At 64.8% G+C, this 25,969-nt stretch carries 24 protein-coding genes; 11 read left to right on the top strand and 13 right to left on the bottom strand.

The features are described from left to right. Positions 1–18: 18 nt before the first annotated feature. A complete protein-coding gene (gene bla, locus JQ566_RS13260) occupies positions 19–876 on the bottom strand; it encodes a class A beta-lactamase (protein ID WP_212372676.1) in 858 nt (285 codons plus the stop codon). A gap of 223 nt (positions 877–1,099) precedes the next feature. Beyond that, entirely contained in the window at positions 1,100–1,474 is a 375-nt protein-coding gene (locus tag JQ566_RS13255; protein ID WP_212372675.1) for a nuclear transport factor 2 family protein, read from the bottom strand. 94 nt (positions 1,475–1,568) lie between these two features. Between JQ566_RS13255 and JQ566_RS13250 the strand changes: the two genes are divergently transcribed. Together JQ566_RS13250 and JQ566_RS13245 are read left to right on the top strand one after the other, a co-directional pair. Next, positions 1,569–1,997: a GFA family protein gene (locus JQ566_RS13250; RefSeq protein ID WP_212373081.1), complete on the top strand. Its 429-nt coding sequence runs from the start codon at positions 1,569–1,571 to the stop codon at positions 1,995–1,997. A 184-nt stretch (positions 1,998–2,181) separates the two neighbouring features. After that, on the top strand, positions 2,182–3,999 hold the full coding sequence (locus JQ566_RS13245; RefSeq protein WP_212372674.1) for a caspase family protein: 1,818 nt from the start codon (positions 2,182–2,184) through the stop codon (positions 3,997–3,999). 165 nt (positions 4,000–4,164) lie between these two features. Here JQ566_RS13245 and JQ566_RS13240 read toward each other — a convergent pair whose 3' ends face one another. Both JQ566_RS13240 and JQ566_RS13235 read right to left on the bottom strand, forming a co-directional pair. After that, entirely contained in the window at positions 4,165–4,854 is a 690-nt protein-coding gene (locus JQ566_RS13240) for a DUF1345 domain-containing protein (protein WP_212372673.1), read from the bottom strand. An 84-nt stretch (positions 4,855–4,938) separates the two neighbouring features. Further along, positions 4,939–5,862, bottom strand: a complete 924-nt coding sequence (locus JQ566_RS13235) for a polyprenyl synthetase family protein (RefSeq protein ID WP_212372672.1) — start codon at positions 5,860–5,862, stop codon at positions 4,939–4,941. Between the two features lie 161 nt (positions 5,863–6,023). Here JQ566_RS13235 and mtgA point away from each other — a divergent pair, with 161 nt between their 5' ends. From mtgA to JQ566_RS13220, 3 genes are all read left to right on the top strand, one after another. Further along, complete coding sequence (mtgA, locus tag JQ566_RS13230) at positions 6,024–6,698, top strand: monofunctional biosynthetic peptidoglycan transglycosylase (protein WP_212372671.1); 675 nt, start codon at positions 6,024–6,026, stop codon at positions 6,696–6,698. Between the two features lie 169 nt (positions 6,699–6,867). After that, the gene (gene rpmF, locus JQ566_RS13225) at positions 6,868–7,050 is read left to right on the top strand and encodes a 50S ribosomal protein L32 (RefSeq protein WP_007598106.1); all 183 of its coding nucleotides are present in this window, start codon (positions 6,868–6,870) and stop codon (positions 7,048–7,050) included. 138 nt (positions 7,051–7,188) lie between these two features. Then, a complete protein-coding gene (locus JQ566_RS13220; protein ID WP_212372670.1) occupies positions 7,189–7,833 on the top strand; it encodes a hypothetical protein in 645 nt (214 codons plus the stop codon). On the opposite strand, the gene JQ566_RS13215 is transcribed toward JQ566_RS13220, so the two are convergent. Beyond that, positions 7,834–8,094 carry a hypothetical protein gene (locus JQ566_RS13215; protein WP_212372669.1) on the bottom strand — a complete coding sequence of 87 codons (261 nt, stop codon included), beginning with the start codon at positions 8,092–8,094 and terminating at the stop codon, positions 7,834–7,836. Positions 8,095–8,316: 222 nt separating this feature from the next. Here JQ566_RS13215 and JQ566_RS13210 point away from each other — a divergent pair, with 222 nt between their 5' ends. Then, entirely contained in the window at positions 8,317–10,008 is a 1,692-nt protein-coding gene (locus JQ566_RS13210; protein WP_212372668.1) for a bifunctional diguanylate cyclase/phosphodiesterase, read from the top strand. A 106-nt stretch (positions 10,009–10,114) separates the two neighbouring features. Here the strand turns inward: JQ566_RS13210 and JQ566_RS13205 are convergent, their stop codons facing one another. The 7 genes from JQ566_RS13205 to JQ566_RS13175 all read right to left on the bottom strand — a co-directional run bounded on the left by JQ566_RS13205 (position 10,115) and on the right by JQ566_RS13175 (position 19,846). Then, complete coding sequence (locus tag JQ566_RS13205; RefSeq protein ID WP_212372667.1) at positions 10,115–11,623, bottom strand: tripartite tricarboxylate transporter permease; 1,509 nt, start codon at positions 11,621–11,623, stop codon at positions 10,115–10,117. A gap of 4 nt (positions 11,624–11,627) precedes the next feature. Further along, a complete protein-coding gene (locus JQ566_RS13200) occupies positions 11,628–12,113 on the bottom strand; it encodes a tripartite tricarboxylate transporter TctB family protein (RefSeq protein ID WP_212372666.1) in 486 nt (161 codons plus the stop codon). Positions 12,114–12,299: 186 nt separating this feature from the next. Further along, entirely contained in the window at positions 12,300–13,277 is a 978-nt protein-coding gene (locus tag JQ566_RS13195; protein WP_212372665.1) for a tripartite tricarboxylate transporter substrate binding protein, read from the bottom strand. A gap of 204 nt (positions 13,278–13,481) precedes the next feature. After that, on the bottom strand, positions 13,482–16,349 hold the full coding sequence (locus tag JQ566_RS13190) for a PAS-domain containing protein (protein ID WP_212372664.1): 2,868 nt from the start codon (positions 16,347–16,349) through the stop codon (positions 13,482–13,484). 325 nt (positions 16,350–16,674) lie between these two features. Then, the gene (locus JQ566_RS13185) at positions 16,675–17,550 is read right to left on the bottom strand and encodes an acyl-CoA acyltransferase (protein WP_212372663.1); all 876 of its coding nucleotides are present in this window, start codon (positions 17,548–17,550) and stop codon (positions 16,675–16,677) included. A 41-nt stretch (positions 17,551–17,591) separates the two neighbouring features. Continuing rightward, complete coding sequence (locus tag JQ566_RS13180; RefSeq protein ID WP_212372662.1) at positions 17,592–18,572, bottom strand: amino acid--[acyl-carrier-protein] ligase; 981 nt, start codon at positions 18,570–18,572, stop codon at positions 17,592–17,594. A 56-nt stretch (positions 18,573–18,628) separates the two neighbouring features. Further along, on the bottom strand, positions 18,629–19,846 hold the full coding sequence (locus tag JQ566_RS13175) for an acyl-CoA dehydrogenase family protein (protein WP_212372661.1): 1,218 nt from the start codon (positions 19,844–19,846) through the stop codon (positions 18,629–18,631). Between the two features lie 359 nt (positions 19,847–20,205). Between JQ566_RS13175 and JQ566_RS13170 the strand changes: the two genes are divergently transcribed. The 3 genes from JQ566_RS13170 to mtnA all read left to right on the top strand — a co-directional run bounded on the left by JQ566_RS13170 (position 20,206) and on the right by mtnA (position 22,677). Further along, the gene (locus JQ566_RS13170) at positions 20,206–20,478 is read left to right on the top strand and encodes a phosphopantetheine-binding protein (RefSeq protein ID WP_212372660.1); all 273 of its coding nucleotides are present in this window, start codon (positions 20,206–20,208) and stop codon (positions 20,476–20,478) included. Positions 20,479–20,676: 198 nt separating this feature from the next. Further along, the gene (locus JQ566_RS13165; RefSeq protein ID WP_212372659.1) at positions 20,677–21,552 is read left to right on the top strand and encodes an S-methyl-5'-thioadenosine phosphorylase; all 876 of its coding nucleotides are present in this window, start codon (positions 20,677–20,679) and stop codon (positions 21,550–21,552) included. An 18-nt stretch (positions 21,553–21,570) separates the two neighbouring features. Beyond that, positions 21,571–22,677, top strand: a complete 1,107-nt coding sequence (mtnA, locus tag JQ566_RS13160) for an S-methyl-5-thioribose-1-phosphate isomerase (protein WP_212372658.1) — start codon at positions 21,571–21,573, stop codon at positions 22,675–22,677. Between the two features lie 105 nt (positions 22,678–22,782). Here mtnA and JQ566_RS13155 read toward each other — a convergent pair whose 3' ends face one another. Then, entirely contained in the window at positions 22,783–23,418 is a 636-nt protein-coding gene (locus JQ566_RS13155) for an HAD-IA family hydrolase (RefSeq protein ID WP_212372657.1), read from the bottom strand. Between the two features lie 109 nt (positions 23,419–23,527). Between JQ566_RS13155 and JQ566_RS13150 the strand changes: the two genes are divergently transcribed. Together JQ566_RS13150 and JQ566_RS13145 are read left to right on the top strand one after the other, a co-directional pair. Continuing rightward, a complete protein-coding gene (locus JQ566_RS13150; protein ID WP_212372656.1) occupies positions 23,528–24,286 on the top strand; it encodes a S1 family peptidase in 759 nt (252 codons plus the stop codon). A 125-nt stretch (positions 24,287–24,411) separates the two neighbouring features. Then, positions 24,412–25,914: a flavin-containing monooxygenase gene (locus JQ566_RS13145; protein ID WP_212372655.1), complete on the top strand. Its 1,503-nt coding sequence runs from the start codon at positions 24,412–24,414 to the stop codon at positions 25,912–25,914. The last annotated feature ends 55 nt before the right edge of the window (positions 25,915–25,969 follow it).

Genomic DNA, 25,969 nt, shown 5'->3' with positions numbered 1-25,969 from the left:
AGGTCAATGCGGCGCGGTTCAGGCGAGGCGTTCGGCCACCCTGCGGCCGATGTGCGCGAACACCGCCGCGATCTGCGCCGCACTCGGCGTGCCGCCCTGGGTATAGGCCGCGATCAGGATCGGTGTATCCGGCTTGGGCCAGGCGACCGCGATATCGCCCGAGGCGTCCTTGCCGTTGTTCCCGGTCTTGTCGCCGATCTTCCAGCCCGCGGGGAGCCCGCCACGCAGCCGGTTTGCGCCGGTCTTGCAGTTCACCATCCAGTCGGTGAGCTGGACGCGCGATTGCGCCGACAAGGCTTCGCCCAGCACCAGCCGGCGCAAATTGTTCGCCATCGCCGCCGGCGTCGTGGTGTCCTGGGGATTGCCGGGCGGCGAGCGATTGAGCTCGGGCTCGTTGTGGTCGAGCCGCGAGGTGGTGTCGCCGAGCGATCGCCAGAATGCAGTCAACGCTGCGGGGCCGCCGATCCGCGCCAGCAGCAGATTGGCGCAAGTGTTGTCGCTGAGCTCGACGATGGCCTTGCACATCTCGCCGACCGACATCTTGCCCGCCGCGAGATTTTGTCTGGCAACCGGTGCATGCCCCAAAAGGTCGGCCTGGCCGTAAGGAATCGCTGCCGCAAGCTGTTCGTCACCGCGATCGACCCGCGCCAGCACGCAGGCTGCCAGCGAAGCCTTGAATGTCGAGCACATCACGAACCGCTCGTCGGCGCGCCATGCGAGCTTTTTGCCGGTCGCGAGATTTTCGGCGTAGATCCCGATCCGCCCGCCGCTCTCGCGTTCATAGATTTCGAGTTCGGGCGGCGCCTCTGCCGCAAGTGCGGGAGAGGCGGCCATCCAGCAGAGCGAGGCGAGCAGGGAACGGCGGTCGAGAAGCATGGGGGGCTTTCAGGCGAATGGAGGCGGTAGATGTAACGGATGCTTTATCCGCACCGTCACTGCGAGCCACCGGGTCCGCGCGAAGCGCGGCCCGATGACAGGCTCCGCGAAGCAATCCAGGCTGTCTTCGCGGAGGGATTCTGGATTGCTTCGCTGCGCTCGCAATGACGAAGACTGGGTAGCGAGTGCGCCAGATTTCAGGCAGCGAAGGTCGAGAGGCGCCTCACTCCCTCAGGTCGTACCGGTACGATTTCGACACGATCTGCCAGCCGTCGGCGAGCTTCATCGCGACCAGATAGTCGGTGAAATAGCGCGGCGGCAGCTGGCATCTGACCTTGATGAAGGCGGTCTTGTCGTCCGAACGGTCGATAGTGACGATGAAGTCCTCGCGCGGCTTGCCCTCGGCCTTGGCGGAGGCGCGCTTGCGGACGCGGTCGAGCCAGTCGGGCACCGTCAGAACCTGGAGCTCGCCCTTCTCGACCCAGCGCAGATCGGCGGAGGGATGGAAGATGGCGCCGAGCTTCTCGGCGTCGCCCTCATAGAGTCCGTCAAAGTAGGATTGCACGACGGCTTCGACGCTCGACCGGATCTGGCTCATGGGTGATTCCTTTGCATGATGGCTTCGGGCGAACTTAGTCGTACACGTCAAAATGCGCTATGGGTGTGTCAGCGATTTGCGCGAAGGCGTCACGATGACAGAATCAGAGAATTCGAACGCTCGTATCCTCGCCGGCGAATGCTATTGCCGCGCTGTGCGCTTCGAGGTGGCCGACGCGTTCTCCTATGCGATGAACTGCCACTGCTCGAACTGTCGTCGCACCACCGGCGCCGCGTTCAAGCCGTTCGCCGGAATCGCGCATGACAAGCTCCGCATCGTCCGCGGCGGGGACCTGCGGATGATTTTCGGCGACGATACCACCCACGATGCCCATTGTGCCCGATGCGGTTCGCTGCTGTATTCCCGGGTCCGTGAAGGACAATGGGTCCATGTCGCCATGGGAACCCTGGTCGATGCCCCCTCGATCCGGCCGAGCGCCCATATTTTTGTGGGCTCGAAGGCGCCCTGGCACGAGATTACGGACGGTCTGCCGCAATATCGGGGGCATGTCGGCGATCCCTAGAGGGAATCCAGCCCGCGCCCGCTTGTGTCGCCGAACCCCGACCGCGCTGGCGCGACAAACATAGAGGGTCTTTCGGCCTGTCATCGAAGCCGCCTTCGTGACCTCCATCACAAGCGCCGGCGATGGGTCCTGCTAAAGCGATCCCAAAGGGGCCCGGATGGCCCTGAATTTCGGAAGTCGTGTCATGCGCAACCTGCTCAGACTCTGCCCGCTTCTCCTTGCTGCCGCGCTGCTGTTCGGCACTGATCCCGCTTTTGCCGGAAAGCGCGTGGCGCTGGTGCTCGCCAATTCGGCCTATCAGCACGCGCCCTCGCTCGCCAATCCCGTCAATGACGGGTCGGTGATGGCGAAGACGCTGAAGGAGGCGGGCTTCGACGTCGTCGAGTCCCGGCACGATCTGTCGGCGCTGGACACGCGGCGCGTGCTGCGCGACTTCGCCGACGCGACCCGCGATGCCGATATCGCCGTGGTCTACTACGCCGGCCACGGCATCGAGGTCGAGGGCTCGAACTATCTGATCCCGGTGGATGCCAAGCTCGAGCGCGACACCGATGTCTACGACGAGGCGCTCTCGCTCGACCGTGTCCTGGTCGCGGTCGAGCCTGCAAAGCAGCTTCGTCTGGTGATCCTGGATGCCTGCCGTGACAATCCGTTCGGCAAGAGGATGAAGCGCACGATTGCCTCGCGCGGCATCGGCCGCGGTCTCGCCCAGGTCGAGCCGACCAGCCCCAACACGCTGGTTGCCTATTCGGCCAAGGCCGGTTTCACGGCGCAGGACGGCGACGGTGCCAACAGCCCGTTCACGGTCGCGCTGTCGAAGCATCTGACGACGCCGGGCCTCGATGTCCGCCGCGCCTTCGGCTTCGTGCGTGACGATGTGCTCAAGTCGACCGGCAACAAGCAGGAGCCGTTCGTCTACGGTTCGCTCGGCGGCGAGGACGTGCCGCTGGTGCCGGTCAGGGCGGTGGCCGCGGCGCCTGTGGCGAACCCGCAGGCGGACATGCGCCGCGACTACGAGCTCGCGCTCCAGGTCGGCAACAGGCCGGCGTGGGAAGCCTTCCTCGCCCAGCACCCCGACGGCTTCTATGCGAACCTCGCCAAGCTCCAGATCGACAAGATCCAGGCCGAGCAGGCCCATGCGGCGGCCATCGAGAAGGCGAAGCAGGCCGAGGCCGAGCGCGATCGTCTCGCTGCGCTCGGTGCGCAGAAGGATGCGCAGGCCAAGGCCGCGGCCGAGGCGAAGGCCGCCGACCAGGCGCAGCTAGCTGCGCAGAAGGCCAAGGAGCAGGCACAGCGGCAGGCGGCCGCCGCCGAGCAGGAACGCGTCAATCTCGCCGCCGCGGCGCCTAGCACCGCGCCGGCCAGCACGCCGAGCGCCGCCGGCACCAACATCGCCTCGCTGACCCCGGCGACCGCGCCGGCCGATCTGAGCCGCTCGGTGCAGACCGAGCTCGGCCGCGTCGGGTGTTTCTCCGGGCAGGCCGACGGCAATTGGAATACGTCCTCGCAGCGATCGCTGTCGCAGTTCAACCGCTATGCCGGCACCAAGCTCGACGTGAAGGTGGCGAGCACCGACGCGCTCGATGCGGTCAAGTCAAAACCGTCGCGAGTCTGTCCGCTGGTCTGCGAGCACGGCTTCAAGGCCGACGGCGACAAGTGCACGAAGATCGTCTGCCGTGACGGCTATGCGATCAACGATGACAATGAGTGCGAGAGGCAGCGTGCTGCCAAGCCGGCCAAGCCGTCGACCGCTAAGCGCGACGACAGTGATGAACGTCCCGCCCGGCAGCGTCGTCAGGCAGGAGGCGCTGCTGCCGGAGCTGCGGGCGGTTATGGTGCCGCCGCCGGCATTGCTGCTGCCGCTGGTACAGGCCGGCCTTCGCGTGGCGGGCAGGTCTTCTGCAATAGCGCCGGCTGCCGTCCGGTGCATCGGGGCTGCCGTCTCGAATATCGCGGTGGCGGCGGCCCCGGAAACGACGCCAATGCCGAGGTGTGTTACTGATCACCATTGTCTGGGTCGGTCCGGCCTGCGCCGGGACCATCGCTGCGGCGGGATGGCTTCAAGTTGAATCGCTTGAAGCGCCGCGGGCTCAATTGACCTCTCCCGCAAGCGGGAGAGGGAGAGCACCTATTCCGCGCAAGACACTAAACCCAATCTCGTCGCGCTTCAGGTCGCAATAGCGCTCGCTGCGATGTTGACCGTCAGTGCAAGCAAGGCCGTGTTGTAGATGAACGACACGATGCCATGGGCGGTGGCGGTGCGGCGGATGGTCTTGTCGGTGATGCCGACGTCGGACACCTGCGCGGTCATGCCGATCACGAACGAGAAATAGACGAAATCCCAGTAGTCGGCGTGGTCTTCCTTGTCGCCACTCGGAAACTGAAGGCCCCCAGCCGTACCGTCCCGATAATAATCATGCGCGTAATGCAGCGCGAAGATCGTGTGCACGGCGGCCCATGACAACGCGATGGTGGTGATCGCGATGGTCAGCTCCAGGACGCCGCGATGCGGCGTGCCGAGCTCGGAGACGATCGCCGCGATGCTGGCGAAGGCGCCGGTCGCCGTCACCAGCAGGATCACGAAGCGGCCGTCGTCCTGCATCGCGGCGGCGCGGCGGATGTGCTGATGGTCGTTGCACAGCATCATCGCATAGACCAGCACGAGATAGACGGCGATCAGCGCATCCCATCCGAGCAGGAGCCGTGTCACCAGCCGATACGTCCCCGGCAGCAGCAGGCAAATCAGGACACCGGCCGCGAGCGCGATGAAGGTCCGCGGCCGCGCATAGATCAGCCGCATCGGCCGCGACATCCGGCGGAAGCGGATGAGGACGGGATCTTCTTTGTCTGCGGCCATGATGGTGATGGCTTTCTCGCAGTTGCAGCGGCGGCGGTCTGCTCCCTCGCCCCGCTTGCGGGGAGAGGTGAAGAAAGGTCTGCGTCAGTTCTTCCGTTCGGCGACGAAGCGCGCTGCGGCCCGCAATACGGCGGCGCGATCGCCGAAGATCGAGACCGCGCTGTCGGCGCGCGCGAGCAGGTCGCGCACGCGCTGCTTGGCGCCTTCGATGCCGAGCTGGGTGACGAAGGTGGTCTTGCCGAGCGCGGCATCGGCGCCGGCCGGCTTGCCGAGCGCGGCGGCATCGCCTTCGACGTCGAGCAGGTCGTCGGCGATCTGGAAGGCTTCGCCGAGCGCGCGGCCGTAATCGTCGAGCGCCTGATATTCTTTCTGCGAGGCCTGGCCGAGGATCGCGCCGGCGATGCAGCCGTAGCGCAAGAGCGCGCCGGTCTTCATCTGCTGAATGCGGGCGACGTCGATCGGCTCGTTGCCGCCGAAGCGGCCTTCGCCGGCGAGATCGAGGATCTGGCCGCCGACCATGCCGCCGATCCCGGCGCAGCGCGCCAGCGCCCGCGTCAGCAGCAGCCGCACATTGGCATCGCGATGGATCTCGTCGCGGGTGACGATGTCGAACGCGAGCGTCAACAGGCCGTCGCCGGCAAGGATCGCGGTGGCGTCGTCGGTCTTCTTGTGCAGGGTGGGGCGGCCGCGGCGCAGGTCCGAATTATCCATCGCCGGCAAGTCGTCGTGGATCAGCGAGTAGCAGTGGATGCATTCGAGCGCGGCGCCCACGAGCAAGGCCGCTTCGCGCGGCACGCCGAACACCGCTGCGCTTTCGACCACCAGGAACGGTCGCAGGCGCTTGCCGCCGTTCAGGCTCGAATAGCGCATTGCGTCCATCAGTCGCTTGGGCCGGGCGATCTCATCGTGCAGGATGTCGTCCGACAGCAGGCGCCCGAGCAGGGCTTCGGTGTCATCAGCGGTCTTGTCCAGACGTTTGGCGAAATCGGACGGGGACGTGCCGGTCATCAAGAAAGGCTCCAGAACTAAAATTCGGCGGGACAATCCTTTATGCGCCCGCCTCAGTCAATCGTTTGGAAGGCCTAAAAAGTGCTGGAAAAGGCCCGAATTATCACGGACTTAATGATCCAGCCCGTGGCCGCGGTTCAGTTTGCGCCGGAAAGGTCGATTTGCGCATCGTCAAAATCCTGCTGGTGGTGCTCGCGGTTGTGCTTCTCGCGCCCTATGTGATCGCGCCGTTCTACCGCACCGGCCATCCTGTTTCGACGCTGATGGCCTGGCGCAGCTTGCGGGGCGCGCCGATGCAGCGGGAGTGGATCGATCTGGTTGACATGTCGCCCTATCTGCCGCGCGCGGTGGTGGCGGCCGAGGATGCCCATTTCTGCAAGCATCGCGGCATCGATTGGGGTGCGCTGCGCGAGGCGATCGACGACGCGAGGGAGGACGGTACCGCCTTCCGGGGCGCCTCCACCATCACTCAGCAGGTCGCGAAGAATCTGTTCCTGTGGCAGGGGCGAGACTTCGTCCGCAAGGCGCTGGAATTCCCGCTGGCACTTTGGATTGACCTCGTGCTGCCCAAGCCGCGGATTCTCGAAATTTACCTCAACATCGCCGAACTCGGTCCGCAAGGGCAGTTTGGCGTGGAGGCAGCCAGCGCCTATGCCTTCGGCAAATCGGCCGAAAACCTCTCCCCCCGGGAGGCCGCGCTTCTGGCCTCGATCCTGCCGAATCCGGTCAAACGCAGCGCCCGGATGCCCGGCCCTGGCGTCAGGCGGCTGGCGGCCACCTATATGGCGCGGGGCCAGGCGAGCTCGCTCGCGACCTGTTGGCGCGAAAATCGCTGATTTTTGGCCCATTCCGGGCGTATTTTCCGGCCCAAGAGCCTAGCTTTACGGCCAGCCTTCCTCTATAAGCGCGGCCTTGATCGGCATTCAGCTCGCCTCGTATTGCGGGTGCTGAGCCGTCCCTTCGCGGACGATGCCCTGATGACACCAATCCCTAGAGGATATTGAAATGGCCGTTCCGAGAAGAAAAACCTCGCCGTCGCGCCGTGGCATGCGCCGCTCGGCAGACGCCATCAAGAAGCCGACCTATGTGGAAGACAAGGACTCCGGCGAGCTCCGTCGTCCGCACCATCTCGACCTCAAGACCGGCATGTACAAGGGCCGCCAGGTCCTGAAGAAGAAAGAGTCTTAAGGACCTTTCTCTGGGCAGGATGATTGGACCTGCCTGATGTCGGCTAACCCATGAGATATGGCAGTGACGGCGGCGGAGCAAATGCTTCGCCGCTGCATTGTTCTGTCCGGATATCTTGATCGAGAAGGCATCTCGCCGATGGTCGGTTTCCCGCTGCTCCTGATTCCGCTCGCGGTCTACAACATCATCGCCTTCCTGATGCCCAGCGTGTCCTTCTCGGACGTGCTGTTCAAGGTGCCGATGATCACGGGCGAGGCCTGGCCGGTCACGCTCGCCGATCTCCTGCTCGCGCTCGGCGTGGTGCTGCTGCTGCTCGAGGTGGTCAAGGGCGCGCGGCCGGGCTCGAAATTCCTGATGGATCACCTGCTGTCGCTGATCATCTTCGGCGCGGCCGCTGCCGAATTCGTGATGTGGCCCAAATTCGGCAACTCCACCTTTTTCCTGCTGGTGCTGCTGGCGATGGCGGACTTCCTCGGCGGCATTGCCCAGCGCACGCGCCGCCGCGTCACCTATGTCGCCGAGACCACGGTGCCGGCGCCACGCAAGGCCAAGCGCAAGACCGAAGCGCCGGCGGACGATGCGGAGGCCGCCCCCAAGTTCGAGCCGGTGATTGCACCGCAGCCGGCGCCGCCCGCCCCTTCGGCGCAGTCCGTCGCCGAATCCGTGCTGATGGATCATCCTGCGCCAAAACCTGTGCAGGGCGCACCCTCGCCGGAAATTCCCTCGCCGCATCTTCAGCCGGGCAACGGCACGCCATCATCGCCGGATACACCGCAGCGCTGATCAAGCCACCTGCCGCGTGCGCGCGGTGACGCTTCCCAGTGGCCGCTTGCTGCCATAGGCCGTCCGCGCATCTTCGGAAGAGGCGCGGCGGAGCCGGGTGGTCTGGGGCAGATACTCGGCGTTGGCGATCAGCTGGGTGACGAAGCTCGGATCGGGGCGCGGCAGCGGCGCCTTGTGAACCCACTGCAACGTCGGCATCGTCGGCACCAGGGCCGTGCCCGTGCCGTTGTCCGCTGCGTCCGATCGATCAGTACCCAACATCGCAATCACCGTTGGTCCGGCGAGATTGTCGCGTTTCGGGACGCGGGCGCCGGTGCGAGTCCTTATACTCGCAAGGCCTATGCCGGCCGGGCCGGTTTGGTTCCGACGCCTTCGGAAACGTGGTTTCCAAATTGTTTATCAACTTTGCCTAGGGTCGGGGACGAATCTGGCTCTATCCTGTGCCGGCTCAGGACTTCTCCACTGTCCCAAAACGAGGCGATTTTGACCCCCGCATTGCCGCAAGCCTCCGACATCCTGGCCGCGCTCGGTCAGGCCGTGTTCGCCTGGGACATCGCCAGCGATGCCATAGTCTGGGGTGAGCAGGTCGCCAGCATCTTTCCCGGCATTCCAGCCGAGCGGCTCGCGACCGGCGCCGAATTCGCCAAGCTGATCGAGCCCGCGCAAACGCTGCGGACCGCAGCTCTGGCGCAAACCTCCGCCGTGCACGGCGCCGATGGCACGCCCTACCGCGTCGAGTATGGCGTGCGCATGAGCGCCTCCGATCCCGTGATCTGGATCGAGGAGACAGGCCGCTGGTTCGCGGGTCCCGACGGCCGCCCCGTGCGCGCGATCGGCTCCGTCCGCATCAACAATGAACGTCACGCCCGCGACGAGGAGCTGACGAGGCTGGCCCGTCTCGACCCGCTGACCGGCGAGCTCAACCGCTCGCATCTGATCGCGGCGCTCGCCGAGACGATTGAGGAGACCACTCGCTTCCGCTCGACCGCGGCCTTCATGCTGGTCGGCATCGATCATCTCGCCCGCGTCAACGATGCCTTCGGCTTCGACGTTGCCGATGCCGTGATCCTCGACATCGCCAAGCGCATTCGCTCGCGCCTGCGCGGCGGCGACGTGCTCGGGCGCTTCTCCGGCAACAAGTTCGGGCTGATCCTGAAGAACTGCACCGTCGACGACATGAACGTCGCCGCCGAGCGCTTCCTCGCCGGCATCCGCGACGAGGTGGTGCCGACCAAATCCGGTCCGGTCTCGGTCACCGCCTCGATCGGCGCGGTCAGCCTGCCGCGCTATGCGCGCAACACCGACGAGGCCGTCAACCGCGCCCATGAAACCCTGGACGCCGCCAAGCGCCGCCGCTCCGGCTCGTTCGCGGCGTGGCGTCCGGATGCCGCGCGCGACGCACAGCGCCGCGTCAACATCCGCGTCACCGACGAGATCGTCACCGCGCTCAACGAACGCCGCATCAGGCTTGCCTATGAGCCGGTGGTCTCGGCCGCCTCGCGCGAGGGTGCATTCCACGAATGCCTGGTGCGGATGGACCAGGGCGACGGCCAGGTGCTGCTCGCTCCCGACATCGTGCCGGTCGCCGAGCGGCTCGGCCTGATCCGTCTGGTCGATCACCGCGTGCTCGAGCTCGTGGTCGCCGAGCTCGCGGCCGCGCCCGACATCCGCCTCAGCCTCAACATCTCGCCTGATACGACGATGGATCCGGACTGGTGGGCGGGAATCGAATCGCTGATGCTGGCTCATCCCGGTGTCGCCGAGCGGCTGATCGTCGAGATCACCGAGACGGTCGCGATCCAGGACATCGACGACGTTCGCGCTTTCGTCAGCCGTCTCAAGCATTTCGGCAGCCGCATTGCCATCGACGATTTCGGCGCCGGCTACACCTCGTTCCGGAACCTGCGCAAGCTCGGCGTGGATATCGTCAAGATCGACGGTGCCTTCGTGCAGAACATCATCCATTCCGCCGACGACCGCGCCTTCGTGCAGACCCTGATCGACCTCGCCCGCCGCCTCGACATCAAGACCGTCGCCGAATGGGTGCAGGACGAAGAGGCCGCAAACATGCTGCGCGACTGGGGCTGCGACTACATCCAGGGCCGCCTGATCGGGCTCGCGTCAGCCGAGCGGCCGTGGGGTGCGCCGGAGAATGTGCTGCCTGCGGCGAGCTGAGATGCCGTAGGGTGGGCAAAGCGAAGCGTGCCCACCATCGTGCTGAATCGTTGGAAAGATGGTGGGCACGGCGCAAGCGCGCCTTTGCCCACCCTACGAGATCTCCTCACGCCCCCTCATCCAGCGCCACCAGCTCGCGCTTCTTGCGCAGCGACGGCAGCAGCGGCGCGGTCAGCAGCACCAGTGCCAGCACAAGGCACGCCCCCGAGATCGGCCGCTGCACGAAGGTCCAGAGATCGCCCTGCGACAGGATCAGCGACTTGCGCAGGTTGTTCTCCATCATCGGCCCCAGCACGAAGGCCAGCACCAACGGCGCCGGCTCATAGCCGAGCTTGCGCATGAAATAGCCGATGATCCCGAACGCGATCATCACATAGACGTCGAACACGTTGTTGCTCGAGCAGTAGACGCCGAGGATCGTGAACAGGATGATCAGGGGGAACAGGATGTTGTAGGGCAGCTTGAGCAGCTGTACCCACATGCCGATCATCGGCAGGTTCAGGATCAGCAGCATGACGTTACCGATATACATGCTGGCGACGATGCCCCAGAACAGGCCGGGGTTTTGCGTGATCAGCAGCGGTCCCGGCTGCAGTCCGTGAATGACGAAGGCCCCGAGCAGCAGCGCCATCACCACATTCGGCGGGATGCCGAGCGTCATCAGCGGAATGAAGGCGCCGCCCGCCGCGGCGTTGTTCGCCGATTCCGGCCCCGCAACGCCTTCGATCGCGCCATGTCCGAAGCGCTCGGGCGTCTTCGACAGCCGCTTCTCCAGCGCGTAGGACGCAAATGACGCCACCACCGCGCCGCCGCCCGGCAGGATGCCGAGGAAAAAGCCGAGGATCGTGCCGCGGCCGACCGGACCTGCGCTCGCCTTCCAGTCCTCTCTGCTGGGCAGGAGATGGGTGATCTTGGTGTTGATGATGTCCCGCTTGATGGCCTGCTCGGTGTTGAGAAGAACTTCGGCGACGCCGAACAGGCCCATCACGACGGGCACGAGGCCGATGCCGTCGATCAGCTCCATGCGGCCAAAGGTCAGCCGCGGTTGTGCGGTGATGCTGTCGAGCCCGACCAGCCCGAGCACGACGCCGATGCATGCCATCAGCAGTGCCTTCGGCATCGATCCCTGGGTGAGGAAGGTGAGCACCACGAGGCCGAGCACCATCAGGCTGAAATACTCGGCCGGGCCGAAGGCGATGGCGATGCTGGCAAGCTTCGGGGCCACCAGCATCAAGGCAACCAGTGCAAAGGTGCCGGCGGCGAAGGAGCCGAAAGCGGCGATGCCGAGCGCGGGGCCGGCGCGGCCCTGCTTCGCCATCTGGTGGCCGTCGATGCAGGTGACGACGGAGGCGGCCTCGCCAGGGATGTTGACCAGGATCGAGGTGGTCGAGCCGCCATACATCGAGCCGTAATAGATGCCGGCCATCATGATGATGCCGGATTCCGGCGTTCCCGACAGCGTCACGGGCAGCAGCAGCGACATCGCCGAGATCGGCCCGATGCCCGGCAGCACCCCGACCAGCGTGCCGATGAAGACGCCGATGAAGCAGTAGAGCAGGTTGATCGGCAGCAGTGCGACGCCGAATCCATGTGCCACGTTGACAAGCGTATCCATGCGATCAACCGATCCCGAACAGGCCTGAGGGCAACTGGATCAACAGCAGCCGCTTGAGCACCCACCACATGCCTGATGGCACCAGCACGGCGATCGGGACCGCCAGCGTCCAGCGCACCGGATCGATCAGCCGCAACAGCAGCAGCATCAGCGGGATCGACGACAACAGGAATCCCAGCGGCTCCAGCGCGAAAGAGAATGCGGTGAGGCAGGCGATGAGGAGAAGCGGCTTGCTCCAGCGCATATCCTCCCAGCGCGAGGCCAGCGTTGGCCCGCCCTCGGTGACCGCCGAGACGATGATGGCGCCTGCGAACACGCACATCAGTATGCCCGTGTAGAACAGCACATAGCCGGAGCCGGGATCGTTGATGGTGCCGAGCTTGAGCTTCAGCCCCGACCAGATCACGAAGCCGCCGAGTGCGAGCCCGATCAGCCCGCCCCAGAGTTCGGAGTTGCTGAGGCGGAGCTTGACGTTGGTTGGGTCGTTCATCGATTCTCTCTCGTGCCCCGGACGCAGCGCAGCACCGTAAGTGCGTTCACGCACGTCTTCGACGTGCTATGGTGGCGCGCTGCAGATCCGGGGTCCATGAGTGTGGACGAAAAGGTGGGTCCCGGCTCTGCAGTGCATCGCTGAAGAAGCGCTGCACTGCGTCCGGGACACGGAAGCAGTTCAGCCCTACTTCTTCGCCAGCCCGAGCGTTTCGATCACCTTGCGCTCGGACGCCGTGACCTCGACGATGAACTTCTTGTAGTCCTCGGTGTTCTTGTAGTTCGGCACCATGTCGTATTTGGCGAGCGTGGCGATGACCGCAGGGTCCTCGACCGCCTTCTTGAAGGCATCGTGCAGCTTGGCGACGATCTTGGGATCCATTCCTTTCGGGCCGGCGATGCCGAACGGGGAATCATAGACCATGGGATAGCCGAGCTCCTTCAGCGTCGGCACGTCAGGATAGTTCGGCGAGCGTGAGCCGGTCCACACCATCATCAGCCGCAGCTTGCCGGCGTCGACCAGCGGCCGCCATCCCGTGGAATCCGCCTGCAGCATGGTGTGCTGCCCCAGCACTGCGGCGTTGGTCTCCGCCCCGCCCTTGAAAGGGACCTGCGTCAGCTTGATGCCGGACATCGCGGCGATCTGCTCCATGCCGATATGCAGCGAAGTGCCGGCGCCCGGCGTGGCGTAGGTCACCTTGCCCGGGTTCGCCTTGGCGAACTCCACCACGTCCTTCCAGCTCTTGAACTGCGACTCCGCGCTGGTCGTCACGCCGAAGGTGTAGCCGGTGAGATGGACGATGTAGGTGAAATCCTTCGCCGGATCCCACGACACCTCCTGCATCAGCGGCAGACGGAACACCGTGATCGGGATCTGCGAGATGGTGTAGCCGTCCGGCTTCGCCGCCGCCGCCATCGTCGCCGGTCCGACCGTGCCGCCGCCGCCAGCCTTGTTGTCGACCACGATCGGCTGCCCCAGCACCTTCGAGGCGCTGTCGGCGATCGCGCGCATCGAGATATCGGTCGATCCACCGGCCGGCCATGGCACGATCAACGTGATCGGCTTAGTGGGATAGTCCTGCGCACTGACGGCAGTGGAGAGCAATGCGCCCATGACGGCGTGCACCGCGGCAAATGCAATCGTCTTCAGCCCGTATCCCGACATCGAAACGCCTCCCTCGCAGCGGCCCTTTTGGGTCCGCCGCCTCTTGTTCTTGTGGGACGATTGTTCCTGAAATCGAGGGAGAAGAAAAGCGCATTGCGCGGGCCGCGCGCAGCGATCGGTTGGGCAATGCCGTCAGAGCCGGTACATGCGACAATTCGTCGTTTGGCCGCGTGCCGAGAGACGGAATTTGAGGGGCCGAAGCGGTCAGGCCACGCGCCGGACCATGTTCAGCGTCTCGATGGTGGGGCCGACCTCCGATGCGAGACAGGGCTTGCCGAAATAATAGCCTTGGACCGCGGTGCAGCCGCATTCGCGGACGAAATCGAGTTGCTCCTCGGTCTCCACCCCCTCCGCCGTGGTCTCGACGCCGAGCACGGAGCCGAGGCTTGCGATCGTTCTGACGATGGCAACGCTCTCCGGGCTTTCGCCGAGCGTGCCGACGAAGGAGCGGTCGATCTTGATGCGGTCGAACGGAAACTTGCGCAAGTAGCTCAGCGAGGAATAGCCGACCCCGAAATCGTCGAGGCTGACGCGCACCCCCAACGCGCGGAGCTGGTGCAGGATGTCGATGGTCGCCTCGCTATCGTCGAGCAGCGCGGTCTCCGTGACCTCGAGCTCGAGCCGCTGCGGCGGCAGGCCGGCTTCGGCAAGTGCGCTCGTGACCATCGCCACCAGTCCGCGGGAGCGGAACTGCACCGGAGACAGGTTCACCGCGACGGTGACGCCGGGCCAGGACGCGGCGGCCGCGCAGGCGGTGCGCAGCACCCATTCCCCGATCGGGACGATCAGCCCGTTCTCCTCCGCAATCGGAATGAATTCGGCCGGAGAGACGAAGCCGCGCGAGGGATGATTCCAGCGCAGCAGTGCCTCGAAGCCGGTGAGTTCGGAGGAATCGAGCCGCATCTGCGGTTGGAACACCAGGTGGAATTCGCGTCCTTCGAGCGCGCCGCCCAGATCCTGCTCGAGCGCGTGCCGGCTGCGCGCCTCTGCCTCCATCTCGGGCTCGAACAGCTGATAGGCTCCACGCCCTTTGGCCTTGGCCTGGTACAGCGCGAGGTCGGCGCATTTCATCAGCTCGTCGGCATCGAGCCCGTGGTCGGGTGCGATCGCGATACCGACGGAGACGCCGACATGGATCGACTGGCTTTCCAGCGGCGGAGGATGACCGATGATGTCGACCAGGCGGCGGGCGAGCTCCTCAGCCGATTGCGGCTGCGGCCCGCGCTGGAGAACGGCGAATTCGTCGCCGCCGAGCCGCGCGACAGTGTCGTGCTCGCCGACATTCTCCTTGAGGCGCGCCGCGACCCAGCGCAGCAAGCGGTCGCCTGCGGCGTGGCCGAGGCGGTCGTTGACGGTCTTGAAATTGTCGAGGTCGAAGCACAGCACCGCCATGGCGCCGCCGGCGATCGCGACCTGGTTCAGTCCCTCGCCCATCTTGTCGCGGAACAGCGTGCGGTTGGGCAGCTCGGTGAGCGAATCGTGCCGCGCCATGTGCGCCACCCGGGCCTGGGCCTTGTGGCGCTCGGTGACGTCCTCATAGGTGACGACCCAGCCGCCATGCTCCATCCGCTTGTGATTGAGCTTGATGATGCGGCCGTCGCTCAAATGGCGGTGCAGCGTGTGCTCGCCTTCGCGCAGCCGCTCGACGTAGTCGGCGTAGAGCTTGGCGCCGGTCATGTTCGGATGGATGCCGAGCTCGCAGCTGTGCTCCATGATCTCTCGCATCGAGACGCCGGGCTTCACGATCTCCGGCGACAGTCCGTACATCTCGATATAACGGCGGTTGCAGACGATGACGCGCAGGCTCGCATCGAGCATGCACAGGCCCTGGCTCATGTTGTTCAGGGCCGCGTCGAAGCGGCGATACTGTTCGCTCAGCTGCTCGATCGCACGTTCGCGCTCGGTAATGTCCTCATAGGTGGCGACGAAGCCGCCCTCGGCGAGCGCGCAATAGCGGACCGAGATCACGGTGTCATTCGACATGCGCCGACGCATCGGCGAGAAGTCGCGATTCGCGATCCTCGTGCTGGCGGCTTCGAGAAGCTGTTGCGGACTGTATTCGGAGGAGAACGCGCCGTTCGCCATCGAACGCTCGATCAGCTCGGCGAGATGGGTGCCGGGCCGGGTCTCCTCCGGCGACAGCCGGTAGATCTTGCGGTAGGTGGTGTTGCAGATCCGAAGCCGCATGTCGCTGTCGTAGAAGGCGAGCCCGTGCGCCATGTTCTCCAGCGCCGCATCGAGAATGACGTTCTGCTGCCTCAGCGTCTCCTCATATTGCAGCCGCTCGGTGACATCCTCGTGCACCGTCACCCAGCCGCCGTCGGGCAGGAAGCGGGAAACCGCCTGCACCATCCGTCCGTCATAGCGCATCACCAGCAGGGTCTTCGCCTTCCTGCGGCGCACATCTTCCAGCCGGCTCTCGTGAAATTCGCCGCCCGACATGCCCGGCAGGTTGCCGCGCGACATCCAGTGCTCGATCACCGTACCATGCGAGACGCCCGGCTTCACGATCTCGGGATCGAGGTTGTAGAGCTTCAGGAACCGTTCGTTGCAGACGACGACGCGACTGTCGACGTCGTACATGATGAGGCCGTGCGACATGTTGGCGAGCGCGTGTTGGCTGCGCTCGGTCTGCACGCGCAATTCCGCTTCGAGCCGGGCGAGGCGGGTGACGTCGTCGCAGATCGTCATCCAGCCGCCGCCGGGGAGCGGCTTCAGCTCGAGCGACATGACGAGGCCGGTCGCCAGCCGCTGCTCCGTCCGGAACGGCTTGCCCGCGGCGATCTGCGCAATCCGCGCCGAATACAACGCGTCGAGCTCGTCCTGCGGAAAGTTCCCGCGGCTTGCGCTGTGCGCGAGCACCTCACGGTAGCTCATGCCGACCCGCACCACGTCGGCCGACATGTTGAACAGCGTGAGGTAGCGCTGGTTCGCCAGCACGATCCGGTTGTCGGCGTCGTAGACGCAAACGCCCTGCTCCATGTGGTCGAGCGCAAGCTGGCTCAGCGCGACCAGGGCTTCCGGGCCCTGCTCGCTGGGTGCACCAGGCTCGTTGTCGCGGGTCGACATCATGGGGGCGGCGGGACCTCGACAGGCAAAAGACTTAACGCAACCTATTTCAGCCGCCGAGGGTAGCGAAGAGGCCGGAAAATTCCCTTAAGCGCAGTAGTTTACGGAGGGTGACCGGCGATGGCGAAGATGTGTGCCGCGGTCTGCATGGTGAGGCCCAATCTCAGGCACCGACCTTTCATCGTCATCCTGAGGTGCCGGAGCGAGGCGGAGGCCTCGAAGGGCGACGGCCCGGCTGCATCCCGGCCGTTCATCCTTCGAGGCTCACCGCGCTGTGCGCGGCGAGCACCTCAGGATGACGGGTCTGGAGTGCTGGCTGTGGGTCTACTTACGGCCCGTACAGTACGAGCTCGGTGTCGGTGAGGTCGCCGAGCTGTGGCCGGTGCGGCCCCCTGAAATATTTGCGGCCGCGTCGCTCGGTATAAATACCGACAAGGCCGGGAATCGGACCGTTGGCGTCGATGGCCACCGAAATCTTGCCGAGCCGCAGCAGCAACCGGCCGATGCGGCCGGCGCATTCGGCGTATTCGGCGGCACTCCGGCAATAGATCAGCTTCATAGCGGGCGGTGCGATGAAACCGCGGCGGATGCGCACCGGTTGCAGGATGAAGGGAAACGTTCCCTTCGGCGTGCGGCAGACGAGGCTGAGGCAATTGTAGCGCGCATGCCGCGTCAGGAGCTCGGTTTCCGCTTCGGAAAGCCCCTTGATCTCCTTGGCGTGCGGCGGAATGACCTCGATCTCGCTCCAGCGCGGCGCGCGCGCCAGCGCAGGGACGGAGAAGAATATGCCGCGGCAATAAGCGCGAAAGCCCTGCGTCTCGATGATCGGCCAGGTCCACGGTGCCGGGCTGATGTTGAAATAAGTGACGTCCTTGTGCCGCTGCGCAATCTTGGTCAGCAGCGGGGCATAGTTGCGGTAGGCTGGATCGACATACCAGCTCGACAAATTGCACCGGATGGCGGTCTCTTCGCCGTCCTTGCGCGCCGTGTAGATCAAGAGCAGCACGCCGACCGGCGTGCCGTCGTCGTCGAGCATGTAGCCGAAGCGCGGATAACCTTCCGGCACGGGTCGGAAGGCCTGGCGGCGCAGGCCCTGAATCCAGTATTCGCGTGAACGGCCGACGAAGCCGCGCGTTAGCAAGTCCGCGATCTTATCGACGTCGGACTCGGTGATCTCGCGGCATCGAACCTTGGTATGGATCACGCTCGTCTTGCCCGTGGAAATGGTCGGCCTCGTGAGTTGTGTTAGCGCCAGCCTTCGCCGTGGGCTTCAGTCGCGACGTGCGGCTGCAGGCCCAGGATGTCCCGCACCTTGGCCGGCCAGGCGGAAAGATCGGTGCCGTGGGTGTGGAACATGGCGACGGCCAGACGGTCCATGCCGAAGGCAACGCAGCCGGTATGGGCCGGCTCGCCATTGGCGTCCTGGATTCCCCAGGTCGTGCCGAAATGCTCGCGATGATAGTTGAAGCTCATGCAGGCGGTCGGTTGCTCCTCCGAGCGCAGCGGGATGAGGAGCTCGAACTTGAGCTGCTGCTGCTTCTGGCTCACCGCCTTCATCTGGCCGACGCGGCCGAAGAAGGGATCGCTGGCATAGTCGACGCGGAAGGTGAGGCCGAGATCGCTCGCGATCTTCTGCGCGCGCACCATCCAGCGCTCGCGGAAATCGGCGACGTCGTCGGGGGTGCCGATGCAGACATATTCGCGCATCCGGAACGATTGCAGCCGGTCGAGATGTTTCGACGGCTCGCGGCGGAAGCAGTCGGCGGCGACGTCGAAGCGCAGGCCGCCCTTCGGCAATTGGCCACGGCTCGCCGCGATCGGGTAGACGGGATAGCAGGCGGCCGGAGACAGCACGAGATCGGCCGGCGAGAGCGACGTGGTCCAGTCGCCGCCGGCATCGAAGCGGCTCACCGCGGCGTTGATCTCGCGTTCGGTGCCGTGCAGGCCGCAAACGCAGCCGAGCAGGTTCGGAAAGCTCTTGAGATAGCCGGATTTTTCCAGCTGGGCGCGGCTCATCACCGGCGGGAAGCGCATCGCCTCGGTGCCGGTCTCGCGATGGCTGGTGATCAGCGCAGCGAGCTTCTCGACGATGCCCTCGTAGAGCGCGGTGCGGGCATAGACGCCGTCGGCGCCCATGCGATGGAACAGCTTGTCCGCGAGATGATCGAGCGGATCGATCATCTGCGGCGCGGTATCGGGCGAATTGGGGAGGACGGCAATGTTCATGGTTCGATGTCCTGCTATCTCAAAATTGTTCTTGTTGATTTCGTCGCCAAGGCACGTCAGTCGCGAAGGCTTGTCGGCACCCCGCTCATCAGCGTCGATGTCGCGGCGTTGGCCAGGATCCGGTCGTTGTTGATCATGATCGGCGACGACAGCACGTCGCGGAGGTGGCGGCCCATGGTGAACTCGCCGTCGTTGCGGTAGCCGGAAAGACCCGCGGTGCGCATCGCATGCATCACGGTCTCGACCGCGAGCTCGGAGGCCTGCACCTTCAAAAGCGTGATCGACGACTGGAAGTCGAGCGAGCCGAGCGCTCGCTCGTCATGCTCGGCGCCGGCGAAGGCGTCGATGTTGGCGGCGATCAGCGCGCGCAGCTTGGCCAGCGACATCTTGGCGGCGGTGAAGTGCGCGGCGGCCGGGGGCATCTGGCCGCCGGAAGAGCGCGCTGCCTTGCGGATGAAGGCCTGCGCGCGGGTCACGGCCGCAGCGGCGATGCCGGCCCAGGCCGACGACCAGCACAGATGCGCGAACGGCGTCATGGTCTGGGCGTGGATCTTGTCGTAGGATTCCGGGAAGACGCGGTCGGCGGGGCAGTCGACCCTCAGCTCGAAGCCGGTCGAGCAGGTGCCGCGCATGCCGAGCGTTTCCCAGCCCAGCGTCCGCTTCAGCGAATAGTCGTCCTTGGCAAGCGCCATCAGCACCTGGTCGGAGGCGGCGGCATCGGTGGCGCGGCGGGCGATGGTGACGAGACCGTCGGCCTCGGCGCCATATGAGATCACGGTGGCGTCGCGTACCAGCGAGACGGTGTCGCCGGCGTGGTCGACGGCGGCGGCGCTGGCGCGGATGTTGCCGCCATTCTGGCCCTCGGTGGTGGAGGAGGCGAGCAGCCACTGGTCGCGGGCGACCCGGCGCATCATGGTCTCCATCCAGGGAATGCCATGGCCGTGCCTGATGACGCAGGCGACCTTGGTCTGGTGCATCGCGTAGATCATCGCCGTGGACGCGCAGGCGCGTCCGAGCGTGTAGCAGATGTCGGTGACGTCATAGATCGAGGCGCCGAAGCCGCCGAACTCGACCGGAATCATCACGCCGAGCAACTTTTGCTCGCGAGCGACCTCGAAAGCCCTGTGCGGGAAGCGAGCGTCGCGATCGACACCGTCTGCGTCGGCCGCGGCCGCTGCGGCGGTTCGGGCGGCGCGCTCGATCAGGGAGGGGCCCTGCTCGAGGAAGCTCGTCTGTGTTTCGTCGACAGTAAGGACCGCTTCACGCACGTTCATGCTCGTCCGCCTCCGGTTTGCCGTTCGAGATCGCCAGCATCATTCGCGATGCCGCCTGAAGCGATCCTCCGGCCATCTTTGCTTGTGAGACGAGGCTACGGATTTAATTCAAATTCGTCGATGAAATAGAGGGTAAACAAAACCCAATTCCGAACGAACAGTTAAGGTCGGGTTGTTGGCATCCCCCGATTTTCCAGCATCGCGTTAGGACTCTGGAAGAAGCCCGAATTTCAGACGATCTGAGTCATCGTTTACTAAGAAACGCGAACTATTGGTGCCGCCCATTGCAGGACCGGCAGGCCGTGCCCATCGTAGCCGGCAGTCCGATCCAACCCCGATAGACAGATGGGAATTTGCCGATGCAGGCCTTCGATACCGATTTGCGCAATCGCATCATCATGCTGGTGAAGGGCATCCTCGAACAGAACTCGCTCACCGCAGATGTCACGCCACAGGCGAAGCTCGTCGATATCGGCCTGACTTCGATGGACATGGTCAATCTGATGCTCGGCGTCGAAGCCGAATTCGACTTCACCATCCCGCAGTCCGAGATCACGCCGGAGAATTTCCAGTCGGTCGAGACGCTGGAGCGGATGGTCGCGATCCAGCTGCGGCTCGCGACCGCGGCTTAATCAGCGCACGGCTCCTTCCTCGGTGTCGTCCCTGCCTAGTGCGCAATTGCGCACGGGCGCAGGGACGACACCGAGTGTGAGGCGAGCACTCCGCGCCCCTCACGACACCGCCATCACCCCACCACCCCCGTTCCAAATCCGCCGCAAAACTGGCATAGCTTAACCATGTCACATATGGCGGACATGGGTGGAGCAGGCATGACGCAGGCGGTATTGGGTATCATCGGCGGCTCGGGCATCTATGACCTGCCGGGCCTCGAGGGCGCGCGCGAAGAAGTGATCGAGAGCCCCTGGGGCGAGCCATCTGCGCCCTTGCGGCGTGGCTCCATCGCCGGCCTGCCGGTCGTGTTCCTGCCGCGGCATGACAGGGGGCACCGGCTGTCCCCCTCCGACATCAACTATCGCGCCAATATCGACGTGCTGAAGCGCGCCGGCGTCACCGACTTGATTTCGCTCTCGGCCTGCGGCTCCTTCAAAGAGGAACTGCCGCCCGGCACCTTCGTTCTCGTCGACCAGTTCGTCGACCGCACCCACAAGCGCGAAAGCTCGTTCTTCGGCCGCGGCTGCGTCGCGCATGTATCGATGGCACACCCGGTCTCGCCGCGGCTGCGCATCCATCTGGCGGCGGCGGCTGAGGCGGAGGGCATCGCGATCGCGCGCGGCGGCACTTATGTCTGCATGGAGGGACCGCAATTCTCCAGCTATGCGGAGAGCATGACCTACAAGACGCTTGGCTATTCCGTGATCGGCATGACCAATATGCCCGAAGCGAAGCTCGCGCGTGAGGCGGAGATCTGTTACGCCACGGTCGCGATGGTGACGGATTTCGACTGCTGGCATCCCGATCACGATGCGGTCACCGTTCAGGACATCATCCGCGTGCTGAACTCGAATGCCGATAAGGCGAAGGCACTTGTGGCGCGGCTGGCCAAGGATTTCCCGCGCGAGCACGAGCCGTGCCCGATCGGTTCGGACCGCGCGCTCGACACCGCGCTGATCACGGCGCCCGAGGCGCGCGATCCCGAGCTTCTGAAGAAGCTCGATGCGGTGGCAGGACGCATCCTGCGCGGCTGAAGTGAGAGGCAGAATGCCATGAAGGTCGACGGCAAGCATTTCCGCAGCATCTGGCGCGAGCGCGACGGCTGGTCGGTCGGCGCGATCGATCAGCGCCGGCTGCCGCATGAATTCATCGTCGCAAGGCTGACATCGTGTGAAGACGCGGCAGTTGCCATTCGTGACATGCTGGTGCGCGGTGCGCCGCTGATCGGCGCCACCGCCGCCTACGGCATGGCGCTCGCGATGCGCGAGGACGCTTCCGATGCTGGGCTGAAACGGGCCTATGACACGCTCGTCGTGGCGCGGCCGACCGCGATCAATCTGAAATGGGCGCTGGACGAGATGCGCGCGGCGCTCGCGCCGATCGATCCGGTTGAAAGAGCGGAAGCGGCCTACGCGCGCGCCGACGAGATTGCCGAGCAGGACGTCGAGATCAACCGCGGCATTGCCGGCAACGGCCTTGCGCTGATCGAGGCGATCGCGGCGAAGAAGCCGGGCGAAGTGGTCAACGTGCTGACCCATTGCAACGCCGGCTGGCTCGCCACCGTCGATTGGGGCACGGCGACAGCGCCGATCTACCTTGCGCATGAGCGCGGCATCAAGGTCCATGTCTGGGTCGACGAGACCCGTCCGCGCAACCAGGGCGCCTCACTCACGGCCTGGGAGCTCGGCCATCACGGCGTGCCGCATACCGTGATCCCGGATAATACCGGCGGACACCTGATGCAGCACGGCATGGTCGATCTCGCCATCGTCGGCACCGACCGCGTCGCCGCCAATGGCGACGTCTGCAACAAGATCGGCACGTATCTGAAGGCGCTCGCCGCACATGACAACGGCGTGCCGTTCTACGTCGCGCTGCCGTCGCCGACGATCGATTTCGCCGTTCATGACGGCATCCGCGACATCCCGATCGAGCAGCGCAGCGGCGTGGAGGTCACCGACATGACCGGCCGCACCGCCGATGGCCGGCTGGAGACGGTGCGCATCGTGCCCGAGAACTCGCCGGTCGCGAACTACGGCTTCGACGTGACGCCGGCGCGGCTCGTCACCGGTCTCATCACCGAACGCGGCGTGCTCAAGCCGGATCGCGCAGCGCTGGCGGCTGCGTTCCCGGAGCGAATCTCTGCTGCGGCGAAGTAGCTCTCGTAGGGTGGGCAAAGGCGCACTTGCGCCGTGCCCACCACTTCATTCCGCCGCGAGCTTTGGTGGGCACGCTTCGCTTTGCCCACCCTACGGTTTTGCGAACTAGATAAGCTTCAGCCCCGTCGCCTTCTCGAGCTCCGCGATCGCCTGCGCCCCACTCGTCACCTTGATCGTCGTCATGCCCATCTCGCGCGCGGGCTTCAAATTCACTCCGAGATCGTCGAGATAGACGCAGCTGTTCGGATCGACCTTCAGCGTCTCGACCATCATCTGGTAGATGCGCGGATCGGGCTTGCGCAGGCCGATCTTGGCGGATTCGATGACGTGATCGAACAGCACCATGACTTCGGCAATGTAAAGCGAGCGACCGGTCATGCTGCCGATCGCGTTGGCCGGAAGGTTGTTGGTGATGCAGCCGGTCTTGAACTGCGCCTTGATGCGCTTCAGGGCCTCGACCATTTCCGGGCGCAGATCGCCCTGCAGCAGCGGCAGCACGTCACGGCCGCGCACCTCCGCGCCAAGCGCGAGCGATTCCGCGGCGAACAATTCGTCGAACGTCTCGATGTCGACCTCGGCCCGCTCGAATTTGGCCCAGGCGTTCTCCAGATGATTGGCGGCATTGGTGCGTCGGATGATGTCGATGGGCAGGCCGCGCTCGGTCTCGAACCGCGCGAACGCCTCGAATGGTGAGCTCGTCAGCACGCCGCCAAAATCAAAGATCACCGCCTCGATCGCCAATGTCCTGCCCTCGTCAATTCCTTTCCAAGAGGGCTAGCATGCGCTATCGGCAAGAGCCAGTCCGAAGCCGTCCCCTCCTTCACCGATGCTGACGCTAAAGCGTGTTCCCATGAAGAAGCTTGCCACGTTCATTGCAGCAGCGCTGCTGCTCGCGACGCCCGCCCATGCCATCGTCGGTGGCGGCACGCCGCAGGCCGATGGTGTCGCGCGTGCCGTCGTCACCATTGTCGGATCGCGCGGCAATTTCTGCACCGGCAGCCTGATCGCGCCAAAACTGGTGTTGACGGTCGCCCATTGCGTGCAGCCCGGCGCCGATTACAAGATCGTCGATCGCGGCGGCGACGGCCAGCCGCAGCTGCTGAACGTGCGCACCGTCGCGATCCATCCCAATTTCAACATGCAGGCGATGCAGGCGCATCGCGCCACCGCCGACGTGGCGCTGCTGCAACTGGAAATTCCACCGAAGGGAAAATCCACAGTGACGGTCGGCATGCCGAATATTCCAATCCAGGTCGGCAGCCGCTTCGTCATTGCCGGCATCGGCGTCACCGTTCGCGGGGACGGCAAGAGCGGTGGCACCACGCGCGTTGCCGGCCTTGTCGCGACAGGGCAGCCGGGCACGCTGCAGATACGGCTGGTCGATCCCGTAACCAACGGTGTTCGTGACGGAATTGGCGCCTGCACCGGCGATTCCGGCGGTCCTGTGTTCGAGGACAAGCCGAATGGCACGATGCTCGTCGGCCTCATCAGCTGGTCCACTGGACCGAACGGCGCCGCCGGCTGCGGCGGCCTGACCGGTGTCACGCCGCTCACGCTCTATCGCGACTGGATTTTGCAGACCGCGCGGAGCTGGGGTGCGGCACTGTGATTTGACCGCGACTTGATCTATGTCATTTTGAAGCGGAGGCGCGGCGGGTGATCATGCCCGTCGCGGAGGAAACGCGCCGTCCGGTCAAGGGCGGCCACAAAAACAAGCAAGGCATAGAAGCAACAATGAATGTCGCTGTTCGCAGTCACGCCACCACCAAGCAGGCCTCGGAACATTTCGACGTGCTGATCGTCGGCGCCGGCATCTCCGGCATCGGCAGCGCCTATCACATCGAAAAGCAGCTGCCGGGCACGAGCTACGTCATCCTCGAAACGCAGGCGACGTTCGGCGGCACCTGGAGCACCCATCGCTATCCCGGCATCCGATCGGACAGCGACCTCCATACCTTCGGCTACAGCTTCAAGCCCTGGGTCGGGCCGCCCATCGCGACCGCCGAGGAGATTCTCTCCTACATGAAGGAGGTGATCGACGACAACGACATCGCTCGCCACATCCGCTACAAGCACAAGATCAATTCCGCGAGCTGGTCGAGCGAGCAGAATCTCTGGACCATCGAGGCGACGACCACCGATACGGGCGAGGCAAAGACCTTTACCGCAAACTTCCTCTGGATGTGCCAGGGCTATTACCGTCATTCCGAAGGCTACACGCCGGAATGGAAGGGCATGGACCGCTTCAAGGGCCGCATCGTCCATCCGCAGACATGGCCCGATGATATCGACCTCACGAACAAGAAGGTCGTTGTGATCGGCTCGGGTGCGACCGCGGCGACGCTGGTGCCGAACATCGCGGACACATGCGCGCACGTCACCATGCTGCAGCGCTCGCCGACCTATTTCCGCCTCGGCCGCAACGCCATCGAGATTGCGGAGGAGCTGCGCCGGCTCCAGGTCGACGAGGAATGGATCCACGAGATCGTGCGGCGGAAGATCCTGTTCGAGCAGGATGCGTTCACGAAGCTCTGCGTGTCCAAGCCTGAGCAGGTCAAGAAGGAGCTGATCGGCCAGATCAGCGCCGTCCTGGGTCCCGACTACGACGTCGAGACCCACTTCACGCCAAAATACCGGCCGTGGCGACAGCGCATCGCCTTCGTGCCGGATGCCGATCTGTTCAAGGGCATCGCCAGCGGCAAGGCCTCGGTCGTGACCGACGAGATCGAATGCTTCGTCGAGAACGGAATCCAGCTCAAATCCGGCAAGTTGCTGGAGGCCGATGTCATCGTCACCGCGACCGGCTTCAATCTTGCGGCGCTCGGCGACATCGCCTTCGAGATCGACGGCAAGCCGCTCGCCTTTGGCGACACCGTCACCTATCGCGGCATGATGTTCACGGGCGTGCCGAACATGGTCTGGGTGTTCGGCTACTTCCGCGCCAGCTGGACGCTGCGCGTCGACCTCGTTGCAGATTTCGTCTGCCGGCTGCTCGGACACATGAAGGCAAAAGGTGCAAAGAAGGTCGAGGTGAGCCTGCGCCCCGAGGATCACAACATGCCGATCCTGCCCTGGATCGATCCGGAGAACTTCAACCCCGGCTACATGATGCGCAACATGAACCTCTTGCCCAAGCGCGGCGACAAGCCGGAATGGCAGCACAGCCAGGATTACTGGACCGAGAAGGACGAGATCCCGAAGACGGATCTGGACGACAACGCGTTCGTCTACGGGTGAGGGGGCTGTTCGCGGTAAAGCTCGCCACATACTCCGCTGTCGTCCCGGGGCGCGA

The organism is Bradyrhizobium sp. SZCCT0231 (assembly GCF_018130245.1).
Lineage (GTDB): Bacteria > Pseudomonadota > Alphaproteobacteria > Rhizobiales > Xanthobacteraceae > Bradyrhizobium > Bradyrhizobium japonicum_F.
The sequence above is the reverse complement of the archived record's forward strand: the minus strand, read 5'-3'. Positions and strand labels throughout refer to the sequence as shown.

What these genes read in the sequence shown, in the direction of transcription:
- JQ566_RS13245 (WP_212372674.1), top strand. Translation starts at nt 2,182, where the DNA reads ATGCGCAACCTGCTCAGACTCTGCCCGCTTCTCCTTGCTGCCGCGCTG.
- JQ566_RS13255 (WP_212372675.1), bottom strand. Translation starts at nt 1,474, where the DNA reads ATGAGCCAGATCCGGTCGAGCGTCGAAGCCGTCGTGCAATCCTACTTT.
- JQ566_RS13150 (WP_212372656.1), top strand. Translation starts at nt 23,528, where the DNA reads ATGAAGAAGCTTGCCACGTTCATTGCAGCAGCGCTGCTGCTCGCGACG.
- JQ566_RS13205 (WP_212372667.1), bottom strand. Translation starts at nt 11,623, where the DNA reads ATGGATACGCTTGTCAACGTGGCACATGGATTCGGCGTCGCACTGCTG.
- JQ566_RS13165 (WP_212372659.1), top strand. Translation starts at nt 20,677, where the DNA reads ATGACGCAGGCGGTATTGGGTATCATCGGCGGCTCGGGCATCTATGAC.
- JQ566_RS13250 (WP_212373081.1), top strand. Translation starts at nt 1,569, where the DNA reads ATGACAGAATCAGAGAATTCGAACGCTCGTATCCTCGCCGGCGAATGC.
- JQ566_RS13170 (WP_212372660.1), top strand. Translation starts at nt 20,206, where the DNA reads ATGCAGGCCTTCGATACCGATTTGCGCAATCGCATCATCATGCTGGTG.
- JQ566_RS13145 (WP_212372655.1), top strand. Translation starts at nt 24,412, where the DNA reads ATGAATGTCGCTGTTCGCAGTCACGCCACCACCAAGCAGGCCTCGGAA.
- JQ566_RS13175 (WP_212372661.1), bottom strand. Translation starts at nt 19,846, where the DNA reads ATGAACGTGCGTGAAGCGGTCCTTACTGTCGACGAAACACAGACGAGC.
- bla (WP_212372676.1), bottom strand. Translation starts at nt 876, where the DNA reads ATGCTTCTCGACCGCCGTTCCCTGCTCGCCTCGCTCTGCTGGATGGCC.
- JQ566_RS13195 (WP_212372665.1), bottom strand. Translation starts at nt 13,277, where the DNA reads ATGTCGGGATACGGGCTGAAGACGATTGCATTTGCCGCGGTGCACGCC.
- JQ566_RS13235 (WP_212372672.1), bottom strand. Translation starts at nt 5,862, where the DNA reads ATGACCGGCACGTCCCCGTCCGATTTCGCCAAACGTCTGGACAAGACC.
- rpmF (WP_007598106.1), top strand. Translation starts at nt 6,868, where the DNA reads ATGGCCGTTCCGAGAAGAAAAACCTCGCCGTCGCGCCGTGGCATGCGC.
- JQ566_RS13240 (WP_212372673.1), bottom strand. Translation starts at nt 4,854, where the DNA reads ATGGCCGCAGACAAAGAAGATCCCGTCCTCATCCGCTTCCGCCGGATG.
- JQ566_RS13200 (WP_212372666.1), bottom strand. Translation starts at nt 12,113, where the DNA reads ATGAACGACCCAACCAACGTCAAGCTCCGCCTCAGCAACTCCGAACTC.
- JQ566_RS13220 (WP_212372670.1), top strand. Translation starts at nt 7,189, where the DNA reads ATGGTCGGTTTCCCGCTGCTCCTGATTCCGCTCGCGGTCTACAACATC.
- JQ566_RS13190 (WP_212372664.1), bottom strand. Translation starts at nt 16,349, where the DNA reads ATGATGTCGACCCGCGACAACGAGCCTGGTGCACCCAGCGAGCAGGGC.
- JQ566_RS13180 (WP_212372662.1), bottom strand. Translation starts at nt 18,572, where the DNA reads ATGAACATTGCCGTCCTCCCCAATTCGCCCGATACCGCGCCGCAGATG.
- JQ566_RS13215 (WP_212372669.1), bottom strand. Translation starts at nt 8,094, where the DNA reads ATGTTGGGTACTGATCGATCGGACGCAGCGGACAACGGCACGGGCACG.
- mtnA (WP_212372658.1), top strand. Translation starts at nt 21,571, where the DNA reads ATGAAGGTCGACGGCAAGCATTTCCGCAGCATCTGGCGCGAGCGCGAC.